General features: G+C 66.6%; 17 protein-coding genes. 4 read left to right on the forward strand and 13 right to left on the reverse strand.

Annotated elements, in window-relative coordinates:
* Window positions 1–147: 147 nt before the first annotated feature.
* The 5 genes from V7060_RS08725 to V7060_RS08745 all read right to left on the reverse strand — a co-directional run bounded on the left by V7060_RS08725 (window position 148) and on the right by V7060_RS08745 (window position 4,259).
* Entirely contained in the window at window positions 148–984 is an 837-nt protein-coding gene (locus V7060_RS08725; RefSeq protein WP_334178845.1) for a LytTR family DNA-binding domain-containing protein, read from the reverse strand.
* A 3-nt stretch (window positions 985–987) separates the two neighbouring features.
* Window positions 988–2,073, reverse strand: coding sequence for a histidine kinase (locus tag V7060_RS08730; protein WP_334178846.1), 1,086 nt, complete (start codon window positions 2,071–2,073; stop codon window positions 988–990).
* Between the two features lie 126 nt (window positions 2,074–2,199).
* Entirely contained in the window at window positions 2,200–2,844 is a 645-nt protein-coding gene (locus tag V7060_RS08735; protein WP_334178847.1) for a trimeric intracellular cation channel family protein, read from the reverse strand.
* Window positions 2,845–2,887: 43 nt separating this feature from the next.
* A complete protein-coding gene (locus V7060_RS08740; RefSeq protein WP_334178890.1) occupies window positions 2,888–3,328 on the reverse strand; it encodes a carboxymuconolactone decarboxylase family protein in 441 nt (146 codons plus the stop codon).
* Window positions 3,329–3,371: 43 nt separating this feature from the next.
* Window positions 3,372–4,259: an RNA polymerase sigma-70 factor gene (locus tag V7060_RS08745; RefSeq protein ID WP_334178848.1), complete on the reverse strand. Its 888-nt coding sequence runs from the start codon at window positions 4,257–4,259 to the stop codon at window positions 3,372–3,374.
* A 113-nt stretch (window positions 4,260–4,372) separates the two neighbouring features.
* Between V7060_RS08745 and V7060_RS08750 the strand changes: the two genes are divergently transcribed.
* Window positions 4,373–5,890 (forward strand): fumarate hydratase, encoded by a 1,518-nt coding sequence (locus V7060_RS08750; RefSeq protein ID WP_334178849.1) that lies wholly within the window; start codon window positions 4,373–4,375, stop codon window positions 5,888–5,890.
* A 265-nt stretch (window positions 5,891–6,155) separates the two neighbouring features.
* Window positions 6,156–6,791 carry a glutathione S-transferase family protein gene (locus tag V7060_RS08755; RefSeq protein WP_334178850.1) on the forward strand — a complete coding sequence of 212 codons (636 nt, stop codon included), beginning with the start codon at window positions 6,156–6,158 and terminating at the stop codon, window positions 6,789–6,791.
* 173 nt (window positions 6,792–6,964) lie between these two features.
* On the opposite strand, the gene V7060_RS08760 is transcribed toward V7060_RS08755, so the two are convergent.
* The 5 genes from V7060_RS08760 to V7060_RS08780 all read right to left on the reverse strand — a co-directional run bounded on the left by V7060_RS08760 (window position 6,965) and on the right by V7060_RS08780 (window position 10,580).
* Entirely contained in the window at window positions 6,965–7,108 is a 144-nt protein-coding gene (locus V7060_RS08760; protein WP_334178851.1) for a hypothetical protein, read from the reverse strand.
* A 161-nt stretch (window positions 7,109–7,269) separates the two neighbouring features.
* Window positions 7,270–8,379, reverse strand: coding sequence for a sterol desaturase family protein (locus tag V7060_RS08765; RefSeq protein ID WP_334178852.1), 1,110 nt, complete (start codon window positions 8,377–8,379; stop codon window positions 7,270–7,272).
* 48 nt (window positions 8,380–8,427) lie between these two features.
* Window positions 8,428–8,847 (reverse strand): arsenate reductase (glutaredoxin), encoded by a 420-nt coding sequence (arsC, locus tag V7060_RS08770; RefSeq protein ID WP_334178853.1) that lies wholly within the window; start codon window positions 8,845–8,847, stop codon window positions 8,428–8,430.
* A complete protein-coding gene (locus V7060_RS08775; RefSeq protein WP_334178891.1) occupies window positions 8,847–10,037 on the reverse strand; it encodes a phospholipase A in 1,191 nt (396 codons plus the stop codon). The genes arsC and V7060_RS08775 overlap by 1 nt, the downstream gene beginning before the upstream one ends.
* A 57-nt stretch (window positions 10,038–10,094) precedes the next feature.
* Window positions 10,095–10,580, reverse strand: a complete 486-nt coding sequence (locus V7060_RS08780; protein ID WP_334178854.1) for a DUF456 domain-containing protein — start codon at window positions 10,578–10,580, stop codon at window positions 10,095–10,097.
* Between the two features lie 228 nt (window positions 10,581–10,808).
* Between V7060_RS08780 and V7060_RS08785 the strand changes: the two genes are divergently transcribed.
* Window positions 10,809–11,018: a cold-shock protein gene (locus tag V7060_RS08785; protein WP_055944114.1), complete on the forward strand. Its 210-nt coding sequence runs from the start codon at window positions 10,809–10,811 to the stop codon at window positions 11,016–11,018.
* A 94-nt stretch (window positions 11,019–11,112) separates the two neighbouring features.
* On the opposite strand, the gene V7060_RS08790 is transcribed toward V7060_RS08785, so the two are convergent.
* Window positions 11,113–11,592 carry a glycine zipper 2TM domain-containing protein gene (locus V7060_RS08790; protein ID WP_334178855.1) on the reverse strand — a complete coding sequence of 160 codons (480 nt, stop codon included), beginning with the start codon at window positions 11,590–11,592 and terminating at the stop codon, window positions 11,113–11,115.
* 141 nt (window positions 11,593–11,733) lie between these two features.
* Entirely contained in the window at window positions 11,734–12,174 is a 441-nt protein-coding gene (locus tag V7060_RS08795; protein ID WP_334178856.1) for a hypothetical protein, read from the reverse strand.
* Between the two features lie 76 nt (window positions 12,175–12,250).
* Between V7060_RS08795 and V7060_RS08800 the strand changes: the two genes are divergently transcribed.
* Window positions 12,251–13,066, forward strand: coding sequence for a tRNA threonylcarbamoyladenosine dehydratase (locus V7060_RS08800; protein ID WP_334178857.1), 816 nt, complete (start codon window positions 12,251–12,253; stop codon window positions 13,064–13,066).
* On the opposite strand, the gene V7060_RS08805 is transcribed toward V7060_RS08800, so the two are convergent.
* A complete protein-coding gene (locus V7060_RS08805; protein ID WP_334178858.1) occupies window positions 13,047–13,814 on the reverse strand; it encodes a TatD family hydrolase in 768 nt (255 codons plus the stop codon). The genes V7060_RS08800 and V7060_RS08805 overlap by 20 nt on opposite strands.
* Window position 13,815: the final 1 nt, after the last annotated feature.

Here is a 13,815-nt window from a genome sequence, read left to right on the forward strand (position 1 = left end):
CGCGACCGCATGAGTTGAACGTCATGACACGTGCCTCAGCGAGCATGCAACACCCTGCCGACATTGTCGCCTCGCATGAGGTCTGGCTTGATGGGGGTTCTGGGTGCACGGTCGCGACTTACGTCGCTCCTACAGAAAGGCGAACGCCTACAGCAGCATCGCCAGCTTGTCGCGATGGCTGCGCGACAGTTTCAGTTCCTGTCCGCAGTCGAGCAGCAGGAAGCTCTCGCCGTTCGTATGCGGGCGCATCTCGACCACGCGGCGTGCGTTGACGATCGTCGAGCGGTGGATGCGCGGGAAGCGTTGCGGATCGAGCTGCTTCTCCAGCTCGCGCATGGTCGCGCGCAGGATCAGGGTGGTGCCGTTCGGTGCATCGCCATCGGTGTGGATGCACATGTAGTCGCCGGCGGCGTCGATCCAGCGGATGCTGTGCAGGTCCACGCGCACGGTGCGGCCGCCGTCGCGCACGGCGAGCTTCTCTTCGCGGCGCAGCAGGTCCAGCGCATCGGGCTTGAGCGCTTCATCGAGGTCCAGCGGCGGTCGGCCGCTGAGTTCGCCCAGCAGGCCGAGCAGGTGTGCGCAATGGCCGCTGGCCTCGCGCTGCGCGCGGGCCTGGCGCACGCGCACCAGTGCCTGCGCCAGGCGGGACTCTTCCACCGGTTTGAGCAGGTAGTCGGTCGCCGAGGCCTCGAAGGCGCGGATGGCGTAATGGTCGTAGGCGGTGACGAACACGACCAGCGGCATCTCGCTGGCCGGGATCGCACGCAGGGTCTGGAAGCCGTCCATGCCTGGCATCTGCACATCGAGGAACATCAGGTCCGGGCGATGCGCGCGCAGGCCAGCGATGGCCGCGGCGCCATCGCCGTAATGACCGACGATCTCGACGTCCGGATGTGCCGCCAGGCGGATTTCCAGCCCACGACGGGCGAGCGGCTCGTCGTCGACCACGATGGCGCGAAGCGGGGCGATGGCGCTGGTCTCCATCCTTCAGCCCCCCAGCGTCTGCGAGGTTTCGAACGGCAGCCGCAGCGTCACTTCGATGCCCCGATCGGGATTGCGCACCGAGAAGCCGCCGGCCTCGCCGTACAGTACGTGCAGCCGTTCGCGCGTGTTGCGCAGGCCGACGCCCTTGCCGGGCGGCAGCTGGTCGCCTTCGAGGGCACTGCAGCCTGGGCCGTCGTCGGTTACCCGCAGCACCAACTGGTTGCCGTCGCGCTCGGCCTCGATCCTCAGCAGGCCGCCGGCCACCTGTTTGGCGACCGCGTACTTGATGGCGTTCTCCACCAGCGGTTGCAGCAACAGGCTCGGCAGCAGGGCGCGCCAGCAGTCCTCGTCGATGCCGGTCTCGATGCGCAGGCGCTCGGCGAAGCGGATCTTCTCGATGTCCAAGTACAGCGTCAGCGCATCCAGCTCCTGCCGCAGCGTGACGCGCTGCATCGGGTCGTTGTCCAGCGAGTGGCGCAGGAACGACGACAGACCCTGCACCATGCGATTGGCGGTGGCGTTGTCGCGGTCCAGGATGAGCGTGGAGATGGCGTTGAGGGTGTTGAACAGGAAGTGCGGGTTCAACTGGTAGCGCAGCATCTTCAGCTGTGCCTGGTGGGCCATGCTGCGGGCGGCCAGCGCGCGCGCGGTTTCGTCCTGCAGCTGCTGGTAGTACTTGATGCCCATGTACGCCCCCACCCACGCCAGCAGCACGTAGATGTAGCCAAGCGAGTAGGCGATGAATTCCAGTTGCGTGGTCGGTTTGCAGGTTTCGCAGAAATCGACCAGCACTTCGCGGGTGACGAAATCGATGACGCCCGAACTGGTCAGCACCAGCGGGAGCATCAGCGCCAGCAGCCGGCGTGGCGGCAGGTTCCAGTAGCGCCGCAGCACGAAGCGCAGCCCCAGCGTGACCAGCGCGCCCATGGTGGCGGCGGTGGCCGGCACCACCCAGTAGCCGGATGGCTTGCCATGGGCGACGGCGTACAGGCAGCCCTGCGCGAAGTACGCGCTCCAGCCCGTCAGGTGCAGCAGCCAGAAAACATGCTGGCGGGGCAGGGCCAGCGGATGGGAGGTGGCGATGGCCATGGTGTCGGTCGGGACGCAGGTGGCGCCATGCTACCGCCGTCGGTCCACGGAAGCGGCTCGACTCGACGGCACCGAGCCACGCTTCGGCGCATCGCCGGCGCGGCGGGCCAGGTCAGCGCCTGCGGTTCATTTCAATGGCCCGGGCGGCTCACCGTCGCCACCGGACTGCAGGGCGACCGGCAGGTGCCAGCCGTAGGTGACGGCCATCATGCGCAGGCCGAAGCACAGCCCCGCGCCGACCAGCGCACACGGCAGGGCGGGCAGCGACAGCCAGTGGCCCAGTGCCACCACCAGCGCCCCGGCCAGCGCCGCGACCGCATACAGTTCCGCGCGCAGCACCAGCGGCACCTGGGCGAGCAGCAGGTCGCGTGCGATGCCGCCGCCGATGCCGGTGAGCATGCCCATCGCGGCCGCCATCGTCGGCGAGATGCCGAATTCGAGCGCCTTCTGCGTGCCGGCCACGGCGAACAGCGCCAGGCCCATCGCATCGAACATGCGCACGGGGTGGTGGAGCTTTTCGATCAGCGGCGCGCGGAAGAACGTCACGATGCCGGCCGCCAGCGAGGTCACCGGATAGCGCCAGTCGCTGAGCGCCGCCGGCGGCGTGGCGCCGATCAGCAGGTCGCGGGTGATGCCGCCGGCCGTCGCGGCGGCGAACGACAGCACCAGCACGCCGAAGAGGTCGAGGCGGCGGCGTACCCCCAGGGTGGCGCCGCTGAGCGCGAACACGAAGGTGCCGACCAGGTCGAGGATGAGAACGAGGGTATCCATGCCGGCATTGTGCCGCCGGCACGACGGGCCCGCGAGCGTCCGCTCAGGCCAGGACCGGCTGCATGCCTACGCCCAGGCGGTTCCACGCGTTGATGATGGCCACCGCCATGGTCAGTTCGGCGATGCCGCGTTCGTCGAAGTGCTCCTTCAGCGCCTCGTATGTCGCATCGGCCGGTGCACCGGAGGGCAGGGTGGTCAGTTGCTCCGCCCATGCCAGTGCCGCACCTTCGCGCGCGTCGAAGAAGCGGCTGTCGCGCCAGCCGGCCAGCGTGTCCAGCTTGCGTGGTTCCACACCGGCCTTGCGCAAGGCCCCGGCGTGCATGTCCATGCAGTAGGCGCAACCGTTGATCTGCGAAACGCGCAGGAAAACCAGCTCCAGGAATTCCTTGCCAAGTGCACCGTCGTGCACCGCAGTGCTGGTGGCGTACAGGCCGCGGAAGGCGTCGGGGATGTGCTTGGGGTAGTCGACGCGATGGAATCTCATGCTCATGGCAGTGCCTCCATGGCGGCCGCGATGGCCACCTTCACTACCAGGACGCACCCCCGTCCTGCGCCGTGACACCCGTACCCAGCTTGTCCGGATTGACGATGGCGAACAGCTCGCTGATCTGTTCGCCGTCGCTGATCGCGACCATCACCGCCGTCAACCGGCCATCGCGATAACGCAGGATCGCCGGTTCGCCGTTGACGATTCCCATGCGCCAGGCGATCGCCGGATCCTGCCGACGGTAGGCGGCCCAGAACAACCGTGCGATGCGTGCCGCACCGAGCAGCGGACGGATGACCGCCGCCGCCTTGCCGCCGCCATCGGATACCAACTGCGCGTCCTCGCGCAGCAGGGCGGCGATGGCGGACCGGTCGCCACGGCTCGCGGCCTGCATGAAGCGCTCCAGCAGGCGGCGGTGGTTTTCAGGTGCCACGTCGAAGCGCGGCCGTCCCGCCTGCACGCGTTCGCGGGCGCGGTGGACCATCTGCCGGCAGTTGGCTTCGCTCTGGCCGAGCAGCGGCGCGATCTGCGCATAGTCGTAGTCGAAGGCTTCCTTCAGCAGGAAGGCGGCGCGTTCCTCCGGCCCGAGGCGCTCCAGCACGGCCAGGAAGGCCAGCGATACCTGTTCGGCGAGCTCGGCGGAATGCTCGGGGGACGGGGATTCGTCGATCCCGCTCGGCTCGGGCAGCCAGGGGCCGATGTAGCGCTCGCGCTGGACGCGCGCGGCGCGCAGACGGTCGATACCCAGCCGCGTGGCAGCGGTGACCAGCCAGGCTTCGGCATCGCGGATGCCGCTGCGGTCGGTCTGTTGCCAGCGCAGCCAGGTGTCCTGCACGACGTCTTCGGCATCGCTGCGGCTGCCGAGCAGGCGATAGGACAGGCCGAACAGGCGAGGACGGTGGGTTTCGAAGGCGGTTTCGGCGTTCATGCGACCAAAGACGGGGCAGGGGGACATGGCGTGACAACCGGGCAGGGAGTCACTTTGGCCTAAAATGGGCGCTTCCGCCCGCTACCCACCGGCAGCCCCCGGCTTTACGTCCCATGACCTCGATCAAGCAAGAAGACCTCATCCAGTCCATCGCCGACGGTCTGCAGTACATCAGCTACTACCATCCCGTCGACTACATCAAGAGCCTCGCGTCCGCGTACGACCGGGAGGAGTCGCCGGCCGCGAAGGACGCCATCGCGCAGATCCTGATCAATTCGCGCATGTGCGCGGAGGGCCATCGCCCGATCTGCCAGGACACCGGCATCGTCACCGTGTTCCTCGAGATCGGCATGGACGTGCGCTGGGACGACGCCACGATGGGCGTGGAAGACATGGTCCACGAGGGCGTTCGCCGCGCCTACAACCACCCGGACAACAAGCTGCGCGCCAGCGTGCTGGCCGATCCGGCCGGCAAGCGCAGCAACACGAAGGACAACACGCCGGGCGTGGTCAACGTCAAGGTCGTGCCGGGCAGCACCGTCGACGTGATCGTCGCCGCCAAGGGCGGTGGTTCGGAAGCGAAGTCGAAGTTCGCCATGCTCAATCCCTCCGATTCCATCGTCGATTGGGTGCTGAAGACCGTGCCGACGATGGGCGCCGGCTGGTGCCCGCCGGGCATGCTCGGCATCGGCATCGGCGGCACCGCCGAAAAGGCGATGCTGCTGGCGAAGGAATCGCTGATGGAGCCAATCGACATCACCGAGCTGCAGGCCCGTGGCGCCAGCAACCGCGCCGAGGAACTGCGGCTGGAGCTGTACGAGAAGGTCAACGCGCTCGGCATCGGTGCGCAGGGCCTGGGCGGCCTGACCACGGTGCTCGACATCAAGGTCAAGGATTACCCGACCCACGCGGCCAACTTGCCGGTGGCGATGATCCCGAACTGCGCCGCCACCCGCCACGCGCACTTCACCCTCGATGGCAGCGGCCCGGTGATGCTGGATCCGCCGTCGCTGGAAGACTGGCCGGAGCTGACCTACGACGCGTCGAAGGGCCGCCGTGTCGACCTCGACACGCTGACGCCGGCCGATGTCGCCAGTTGGAAGCCCGGTGAAGTGCTGCTGCTCAACGGCAAGCTGCTGACCGGTCGCGACGCCGCGCACAAGCGCATGGTCGACATGCTCAACAAGGGCGAGCCGCTGCCGGTCGATCTGAAGGGTCGTTTCATCTACTACGTCGGCCCGGTCGACCCGGTCCGCGACGAAGTCGTCGGCCCCGCCGGTCCGACCACGGCCACGCGCATGGACAAGTTCACCGAGCAGGTGCTGGCGCAGACCGGTCTGCTGGGCATGGTCGGCAAGGCCGAACGCGGCCCCGCCGCCATCGAGGCGATCAGGAAGCACCAGTCGGCCTACCTGATGGCGGTCGGCGGCGCGGCCTACCTGGTGTCGAAGGCGATCAAGGCAGCGAAGGTCGTCGGCTTCGCCGACCTGGGGATGGAAGCGATCTACGAGTTCACCGTGCAGGACATGCCGGTGACCGTGGCCGTGGATTCGCAGGGCACCTCGGTGCACCAGACCGGCCCGAAGGAATGGCAGGCGCGGATCGGCAAGATTCCGGTGGTGGTGGCGTAACCGTCTTTCCCTTCTCCCCTCGGGAGAAGAGCCTGCCCCGTACTTGATACGGGGTGCCCGTAGGGTGGATGAGGGGGGGGCCACGATGGCGTTTCCGAGCCGGGCTGAAGAACAAGCCACAGCGAGCAGATTGCGTTGATCGGCCGATGATTCGCCCTCACGACTCGCTGCGGCTCGTTCCTGAAGATCGCGTTGGATACGCTACGGTGGCGCCCCCAACCTCTCTCCCGGCGGGAGAGGGGCTTTCAATTCCAGGAATCACGGCATGTCGACAACCCTCTATTACTCCCGCAGCACCGCCAGCCTGGTCGTCCACTGGCTGCTGATCGAGCTGGGCGTCCCGCACGAGCTGCATGAGCTGGACTTCGACAAGCGCGACCAGAAGTCGGACGACTACCTGAAGCTCAATCCGGCTGGCGTGGTGCCCACGCTGGTGATGGATGGGCAGGTGATCACCGAGACGGCGGCGATCCTGATGCATCTCGCCGATACGCATCCGCGCGCTGACCTCGCGCCGGCGGTGGCGACCACCCAACGCGCGCAGTACTACCGCTGGATGCTGTTCTGTGCCAACACGCTGATGCCGGCATACCGGGCATGGTTCTATGCGGACGAGATCGCCGGCGAAGCCAATAGCCAGGCGGCGCAGGATCACGCACGCGCGAAGCTGGAAAAGGCCTGGAGCCAAGTTGCCGACCATCTGGAAGCGCACGGCCCGTACCTGCTCGGCGCACAGCGCAGCGCGGCCGATTTCCTGCTGACCATGCTGATGCGCTGGTCGCGCAACATGCCGACGCCGACCGACACCTGGCCGGTGCTGCAGGCCTACGCACAGCACATGAAGGCACTGCCGAGCTTCAGGGAAGTCTATGCCCGCGAGGGGCTGACGGACTGGACGTGATCGCGCTGCATTTTGTAGGAGTGACGTAAGTCGCGACCGTGAATCGGGACATGGCATGAAGCCACCGCCACGAGCAGGATGTGCCCGATAGACATCGCTTGGACCAACGCTACTGACCGTCCTGGCGTGCGGTCGCGACTTACGTCGCTCCTACAAGAGGCCACCGCGTTGGCTCAGTCCACGTACTCCTCGAACTTCTTCCCGCCCTGGAACGGCATCAGGTGCTGGCGCACGATGCCGCGTGGCACCGTTTCCAGCTTCATCACGCCGTATTCATCGGGCCAGTCTTCCTGCTTCGGCGGCAGATCGCGCTGCATTTTGTAGGAGCGACGTAAGTCGCGACCGTGAATCGGGACATGGCATGAAGCCGTTGCCATGAGCGGGGTGCGCCGATAGGCATCGCTTGGGCCAACGCTACCGACCGTCCTGGCGTGCGGTCGCGACTTACGTCGCTCCTACAAGAGGCCACCGCGTTGGCTCAGTCCACGTACTCCTCGAACTTCTTCCCGCCCTGGAACGGCATCAGGTGCTGGCGCACGATGCCGCGCGGCACCGTTTCCAGCTTCATCACGCCGTATTCCTCGGGCCAGTCTTCCTGCTTCGGCGGCAGTTTGAACGTCCCCATCAGCATGTCCACCAGCGGCAGGTGGATGGCGTAGTTCACGTCCAGATAATCCTTGTGCCGCGCGTGGTGCCAATGGTGGTAGCGAGGCAGCACCAGCAGGTATTCCAGCCAGCCGAAGCGGATGCCGAGGTTGGCATGCGCCAGCACGGCCTGCAGGCCGACCAGGATCACGTACGCATTCACCGTCGGCGTCGAGAAGCCCAGCACCAGCAGCGGCAGCAGTACCGCGCTGCGGGTCAGCACGATCTCGACGATATGGATGCGCGAACCGGCCAGCCAGTCCATCTCGCGGCTGGAATGGTGCACGGCATGGAAGCGCCAGAGCCACGGGGTGTTGTGGTACGCGCGGTGCAGCAACGCCTGCGCCAGGTCGGCGACGAACACTGCGATCAGGAACTGCGCCCACACCGGTAGCGATTGGATGGCGGTCTTGAGCGCGGGGAAAGCAGCCAACCCGGCGATCGTCGAGGTCGAGGCCGTCACCAGGATCAGGATGAACTGCACCAGCATATGGCTCATGAAGAAGTAGGACACGTCGGTGCGCCAGCCCGGGCGCAGTGGCGAGATCCTGCGCTTGCCCAGGTAATGCTCCAGCGGCACGAACACCAGTGCCGAGAAGAACAGCGAGATGACGAACCAGTCCAGCCCCAGCGAGTACGGCGTCTTGCCGATCGCATCGAACTGCACGTTGGTGCCGCCCAGCAGCACGGCGAGCGTGGCACTGACCACGCCGATCATGGCGATCCGCTTGTTGCGGTCGCGCAGGATGGCCCAGGTGCCCATCGCGAACGCTGCCGCCAGTCCCACCAGCAGCAGATGGCGGGCGAACTGTTCGTTGTAGGCGGCGCGGAATTCCTTGCTGGTCAGCAGCTCCGGGAAATGGAAGCAGGCCACCGCCATCAGGCTGAGCGCGCCGAGCAGGGCGGAGGAGTAGGCGAAGAACGAGCGGCGTTGGCGTGACATGAAGCTTTCCGTGGCAGGCGGGTACGGGTTCCTGCGCGGAATCTTACGTCAGCCGATGCGATTACCGGCCGCGTCGACGACCGGCTCACCGTCTTCCTTGTTGAAGGCGCCACGCTGCGGCCGCGGCAGGATGTCCAGCACGAGTTCCGACGGCCGGCACAGTTTCGTCCCCTGCGCGGTGACCACGATCGGCCGGTTGATCAGCACCGGATGCGCGAGCATGGCGTCGATCAGGGCCTCGTCGTCCGCATCGGCGAGGCCGAGTTCGCGGTAGATGGATTCCTTCGCGCGGACGACGTCCCGGACGGGAACGGCCATCGCCTGGATCAGCGCCAGCAGCGTGGCGCGGTCGGGCGGCGTCTGCAGGTATTCGATCACGTGCGGTTCGATGCCCGCGTTGCGGATCAGGCCCAGCGTGTTGCGCGAGGTGCCGCAGGCGGGGTTGTGGTAGATCGTCACGTCGTCCATCAGTACCAGTCCAGCAGCGAAATGCCCACGCCCACGTAGGTGGCCTTGTGGTTGTAGTCGATCAAGCTTTCGCCATAGCCGTGGAAGACCTGCACGTGGCCGCGGAAGGCGCGGTTGATCGGGAAACCGTAGTCCACCTGCAGGGCACCATGGGATTCGTCGCCGCCACGCAGCGAGTGACGCCCGAGCACCGTGAAGACATGGCCGTTGCGCGCGTAGGTCAGCATCGCATCGCCGCGGCCGATGTAGTTCTCGATGTCGGGGTTGTCGTCGTCGTTGCCATCCGGGATGCGATACCAGGGACGCACCACCAGCGCCCAGTTCTCGCGGTCCAGGCCGATGGTGGCGATGACGCGGTTCCAACTGCGCGACAGCGGATCGCTGCGGCCGTTGGACTGGTGGTTGAGCGCGATGCCGGTCATGCGGCCCTTCCAGCCCGCGATGCTGTAGTTGTTGCGGAACACCAGCATCACTTCCGGCTCGTAGTTGGTCTCGCGGAACGGGCGCGATTCCTCGCCGTTGTAGACCTGCCAGCGCGAGCTCTGGGTGTAGGCGCCCCAGACGTCGCCGTTGTCCCCGAACACGTTCTCCGCGAATTTCGTCTTGAAGCTGAGCTGGAACTTCGCCTCGATGTCCTGCAGCTCCTGCGCCTCGGTGACGGTGTTGTCGGGGTTGGGGGACGACGGCCTTTCGTTGACCTGGCTGGTCCAGAACGCCGGCAGCAGGTACATGGGTTTATAGGCACGCAACTGGAACACGCCGAGCTTGGAGTCCTTGGCCAGTTCCCAGCGGCTGTCGAGCAGTGAGCCGCGACCGGCGTTGGCGATCAGGTCGGCCTCGGCGGCCTCGTCGACGCGGAACCAGGCACCCAGGCGGCGTCGCGTGCGCTCGCTCAGCGTCAGGTCTTCGGCCTTCGCGTCTTCGGCGGCGGCGCGGACCTCGGCCCGAGCCTTCGCGCGCGCCTGGGCTTCGGCCTCCTTCGCCGCCAGCGCCTTCTCGTCGGCGCGGCGGGTGTCGGCAGCCGTGCGGCCAAGGGCGTCGTCATAGCACGCCAGCCGGGCTGCATCGTTCTCCAGCAGGAAGCAGGCCTCGGCCGGCGCCGTGGCCGTGGCCGATGGAGCCTCCTGCGCCTGGCTGGCGAAGGGGAGGGTGATGCCGATGGCCAACGGCAACAGGCGGGTGCGATGCATCATGCGGAGGCTCGAGCAGGGGGAAGGGACATTCTGCCAGCCGAGTGGCACGACGCGTCAGAATAACCAGGCGAAGACGAACAGACCCAGCATCGCAAAGGTCAGGCCAAGCTTCAGTACCACGCCCAGCACGATGCCCAGCCAGGTGCCGAGGCCGACCTTGGCGGCCTGTCCCAACTCGCGCCCATGCCACAGTTCGCCCAGCAATGCGCCGACGAAAGGGCCGGCCAGCAGGCCGATGGGCATGAAGAACAGGCCGGCGAACGTGCCGATCACTGTGCCGACGAGCGCCTTGCGGCTGGCACCCACGCGCTGCGCACCGATGGCGGTGGAAAAGATGTCGGCCGCGAAGGACAGTGCGGTCAGCAGGCCCAGCACCACCAGCGTCACCCAGCCGATCTGCTGGAAATCGCCCGCCCACGCCGCCAGCAGCATGCCCGCGAACACCAGCGGCAGGCCGGGCAGGGCGGGCAGGACCACGCCGGCAACGCCCACCAGGATCAGCACCACGGCCAAAGCGTAATAAAGCATCTGGATGTCCAATCAAATCTCCTGAGGAATCAAAGGGTTGTTGGGGCTTGACTTTTTCGTTCGGGCGTTTGCATTTTGCCAAATGCCGGGTTACCGTGCGCTCGCTGCCGTTGCCAAGGTCACCGTGAATCGTGGCCTGATGGGGTAGATCCATGATCCGCTGCATCCTTGCACCTCGCTTCCTCCTTGCAACCAGCCGCCCAGCAGGCGTATCCACCACCCGTTTCAAGGAGCAAGTAGATGTCTGATCGTGAAACCGGAACAGTGAAATGGTTCAACGATGCCAAGGGCTTCGGCTTCATCAGCCGCGAGAATGGTGAAGACGTGTTCGTGCATTTCCGCGCCATCCAGACCCAGGGCTTCAAGAGCCTGAAGGAAGGCCAGAAGGTCAGCTTCACCGTCGTGCAGGGCCAGAAAGGCCTGCAGGCGGACGCCGTGCAGCCGGTCTGAGTTGAATCGCCGAATCGCGCCCAGGCGCGCGCTCCACGAAAAAACCCGGCTGACGCCGGGCTTTTTCTTTGCGCTGACGAAAACCTGCGATCAATCAGCGGATCACCACGCGTCCGTTCTGGATGCGAACGTAGGTGTTCTCGCGAACGCCTGCCAGGTCATGCTGGCTGATCGTCACGCGGCGCCCGTCGTCCATGCGGACGGTGACGTTGTAGGTATCGCCGGTGGTGCGGTTCTGGATCGCGTTGCCGGCGGCCGCACCTGCGACTGCGCCAGCGACGGTGGAGACATTCTTGTTGCCTTCGCTGCCGCCGGTGCGGTCGGATATCTGGCGGCCCGCGACCGCGCCGACGATACCACCCAGCACGGCGCCGGTCGCCGACGGAGCGCTGCGGCCGGACGGTACGACATCGATACGCTCGACGATGCCGCAGTCGGCGCAGTAGCGGCTGGCAGGTGCGCTGCTGTAGCCGCCACTGTTGTATCCGCCGCCACCGTAGCCCGGTGACGTGCTGGCGCAGCCGGCGAGAGCGACGGTTGCGGTCAGGCCGATGGCGAGCAGACGCATGTTCATGGGTGTCTCCTGGGGATGGTGGGTCCGTCGTGCAGTGCGGTCCCTTCGCGGCGCATGCTCCACATCCCCGCGTGAACATGATGACAATCGGGCCGCTTGCGCGGCCCGGATGTCAGCAGCGATTCAGTCGCGCAGCATGGCTCATCCGCGGAAATCCTGATGACAGGCCTTGCAGTCCGCACCCACCTTTTCGACCAGCGCGCCGGCGGCGGCGCAGTCGGTCGGCGGCGCACTGAGGGCGGCGTCGAGATCGGCGCGGAACTGGCTGGTGTGGGTCCTGAAGCGCTGGTCGTCCGCGATGCCCGGGAAGGCCATGTCGAGGTCGTTCGCCATCGCGCGCAGCGTACGCACGTGGGGAATGGTGTCGGTGGCGGCGCAGCGGTTCTGCTTGACCTTGTCGGCCAGCAGCCCGGCGTGTTTTGCCATCACCTGCATGACGCTGTCGGGGAAGCGATCCTGCCGCGCCTGGATGGCACGCAGCGCCATGACCGTGCAGATCGCGCCCACCACCAGGCCGATCAGGAACAGGAACAGGTAACGCGAGGCGGCTGACGGTTTCTTGGTCTCGGGTTGGCTGGCCATGCGGCGGGCTCCTTGTGGATGACGCCGTGATGGTACGACGCCCGTCACGGTTTGCGCCACGGCTTACACTGGTGACATGAAGAAAGAACTCAGGGACCGGTTCGCCGGCATCGACCGGCTGTACGGCGTGGGTACGGTGGAGCGCCACGCAGCCGCGCGCGTGGCCGTGGTGGGGATGGGAGGGGTGGGCTCGTGGGTGGTGGAAGCGCTTGCGCGGTCCGGCATCGGTCACCTGACGCTGATCGATGCCGACGATATCTGTGTCTCCAACACGAATCGCCAGCTGCCCGCGCTGGACGGCCACTACGGACGCAACAAGGCCGAGGCCATGGCCGAACGCTGCCGTGCGATCAATCCGCTGATCGATGTCGACGCCGTGCCGCACTTCCTCACGTCGGGCAACCTCACTGAACTGCTGGACCGCGGTTTCGACCTGGTGCTCGATGCCTGCGACAGCTTCCGCGTCAAGGTTGAAATGATCGCCTGGTGTCGTCGGCGCAAGCTGCCGATCGTGGTGTCGGGATCGGCTGGCGGCCGCACCGATCCCACCCAGATCCGCCTGCGCGACCTGTCGCGCACCGAGCACGACGCATTGCTGGCACTGGTGCGCAAGAAGCTGCGTGCCGAGTTCAATTTCCCCAAGAACAAGGACCGCTACTTCGGCGTGCAGGCGGTCTATTCGCTCGAGAACGTCAAGTATCCGCAGGCCGATGGCAGCGTCTGCGGCCTGCGTCCGCAACTGGGCGCAGATGCTGCGCTGAAGCTGGATTGCGGCGTCGGCCTGGGGGCGGCCACCCACATCACCGGCGCATTCGCGTTCGCGATGGTGGGCAAGGCACTGGAAGCGCTGGCTAAGCCGGCGAAAACGGCAGTCAGTTCGCCGGCAGCTTGAACAGCCGCTCGGCATTGCGCGTCGTCGCCACGGCGATCTCGGCCGGCGAGGCGCCGCGGAGTTCGGCGATCACGTCGCGGACGGCAGGAAGCCGTGATGGCTCGTTGCGCTGGCCGCGGATGCCGGCATCTGGCTGGTCGGGTGCGTCGGTTTCCAGCAGCAGGAAGTCGAGCGGCATCGTGCGGGCCAGTGTGCGAAGGCGATTGGCGCGCTCGTAGGTCACCGGTCCGCCCAGTCCGATCAGGAAGCCGAGCTGCCACAATTGACGTGCCTGCTCCGGGCTGCCGGAAAAGCTGTGGACCACGCCACGCAGCTGGCCGACGCGTTTGACCGAGGCGATCACCGCGTCCACCGCATGTCGGGCGTGCACGATCAATGGCAAGTCGAACGCGCGCGCGAGTCTCAGCTGGCCGTCGAAATAGCGCTGCTGTTCGGCGGGCTCCAGGCCTTCGATGAAGAAGTCCAGTCCGCATTCGCCGACCGCCACGGGCCGCTCGCGATCGATCCAGTCGTGCAGATCGTCAAGATGCGCGGGACGATGGTCGGCGAGATACATCGGGTGCAGGCCATACGCAGGGAACAGCCCCGCACCGCTCGCACACACCTCGCGCAGTTTGGGCCAGGACGACGCGGTGATCGCGGGCACGACCTGACGGGTCACGCCTGCCGCGCGCGCGCGCGCCAGCACCGCACCGCGGTCGGCGTCGAACTCGGGTGCGTCGAAATGACTATGGCTGTCGACCAGCATG

It is taken from the genome of Pseudoxanthomonas sp. (assembly GCF_036845285.1).
GTDB lineage: Bacteria > Pseudomonadota > Gammaproteobacteria > Xanthomonadales > Xanthomonadaceae > Pseudoxanthomonas_A.

Excerpts from the sequence above, each read along its gene's own strand:
- V7060_RS08725 (WP_334178845.1), bottom strand. The coding sequence starts at position 984 with ATGGAGACCAGCGCCATCGCCCCGCTTCGCGCCATCGTGGTCGACGAC.
- V7060_RS08730 (WP_334178846.1), bottom strand. The coding sequence starts at position 2,073 with ATGGCCATCGCCACCTCCCATCCGCTGGCCCTGCCCCGCCAGCATGTT.
- V7060_RS08735 (WP_334178847.1), bottom strand. The coding sequence starts at position 2,844 with ATGGATACCCTCGTTCTCATCCTCGACCTGGTCGGCACCTTCGTGTTC.
- V7060_RS08740 (WP_334178890.1), bottom strand. The coding sequence starts at position 3,328 with ATGAGATTCCATCGCGTCGACTACCCCAAGCACATCCCCGACGCCTTC.
- V7060_RS08745 (WP_334178848.1), bottom strand. The coding sequence starts at position 4,259 with ATGAACGCCGAAACCGCCTTCGAAACCCACCGTCCTCGCCTGTTCGGC.
- V7060_RS08750 (WP_334178849.1), top strand. The coding sequence starts at position 4,373 with ATGACCTCGATCAAGCAAGAAGACCTCATCCAGTCCATCGCCGACGGT.
- V7060_RS08755 (WP_334178850.1), top strand. The coding sequence starts at position 6,156 with ATGTCGACAACCCTCTATTACTCCCGCAGCACCGCCAGCCTGGTCGTC.
- V7060_RS08760 (WP_334178851.1), bottom strand. The coding sequence starts at position 7,108 with ATGCAGCGCGATCTGCCGCCGAAGCAGGAAGACTGGCCCGATGAATAC.
- V7060_RS08765 (WP_334178852.1), bottom strand. The coding sequence starts at position 8,379 with ATGTCACGCCAACGCCGCTCGTTCTTCGCCTACTCCTCCGCCCTGCTC.
- arsC (WP_334178853.1), bottom strand. The coding sequence starts at position 8,847 with ATGGACGACGTGACGATCTACCACAACCCCGCCTGCGGCACCTCGCGC.
- V7060_RS08775 (WP_334178891.1), bottom strand. The coding sequence starts at position 10,037 with ATGCATCGCACCCGCCTGTTGCCGTTGGCCATCGGCATCACCCTCCCC.
- V7060_RS08785 (WP_055944114.1), top strand. The coding sequence starts at position 10,809 with ATGTCTGATCGTGAAACCGGAACAGTGAAATGGTTCAACGATGCCAAG.
- V7060_RS08790 (WP_334178855.1), bottom strand. The coding sequence starts at position 11,592 with ATGAACATGCGTCTGCTCGCCATCGGCCTGACCGCAACCGTCGCTCTC.
- V7060_RS08795 (WP_334178856.1), bottom strand. The coding sequence starts at position 12,174 with ATGGCCAGCCAACCCGAGACCAAGAAACCGTCAGCCGCCTCGCGTTAC.
- V7060_RS08800 (WP_334178857.1), top strand. The coding sequence starts at position 12,251 with ATGAAGAAAGAACTCAGGGACCGGTTCGCCGGCATCGACCGGCTGTAC.
- V7060_RS08805 (WP_334178858.1), bottom strand. The coding sequence starts at position 13,814 with ATGCTGGTCGACAGCCATAGTCATTTCGACGCACCCGAGTTCGACGCC.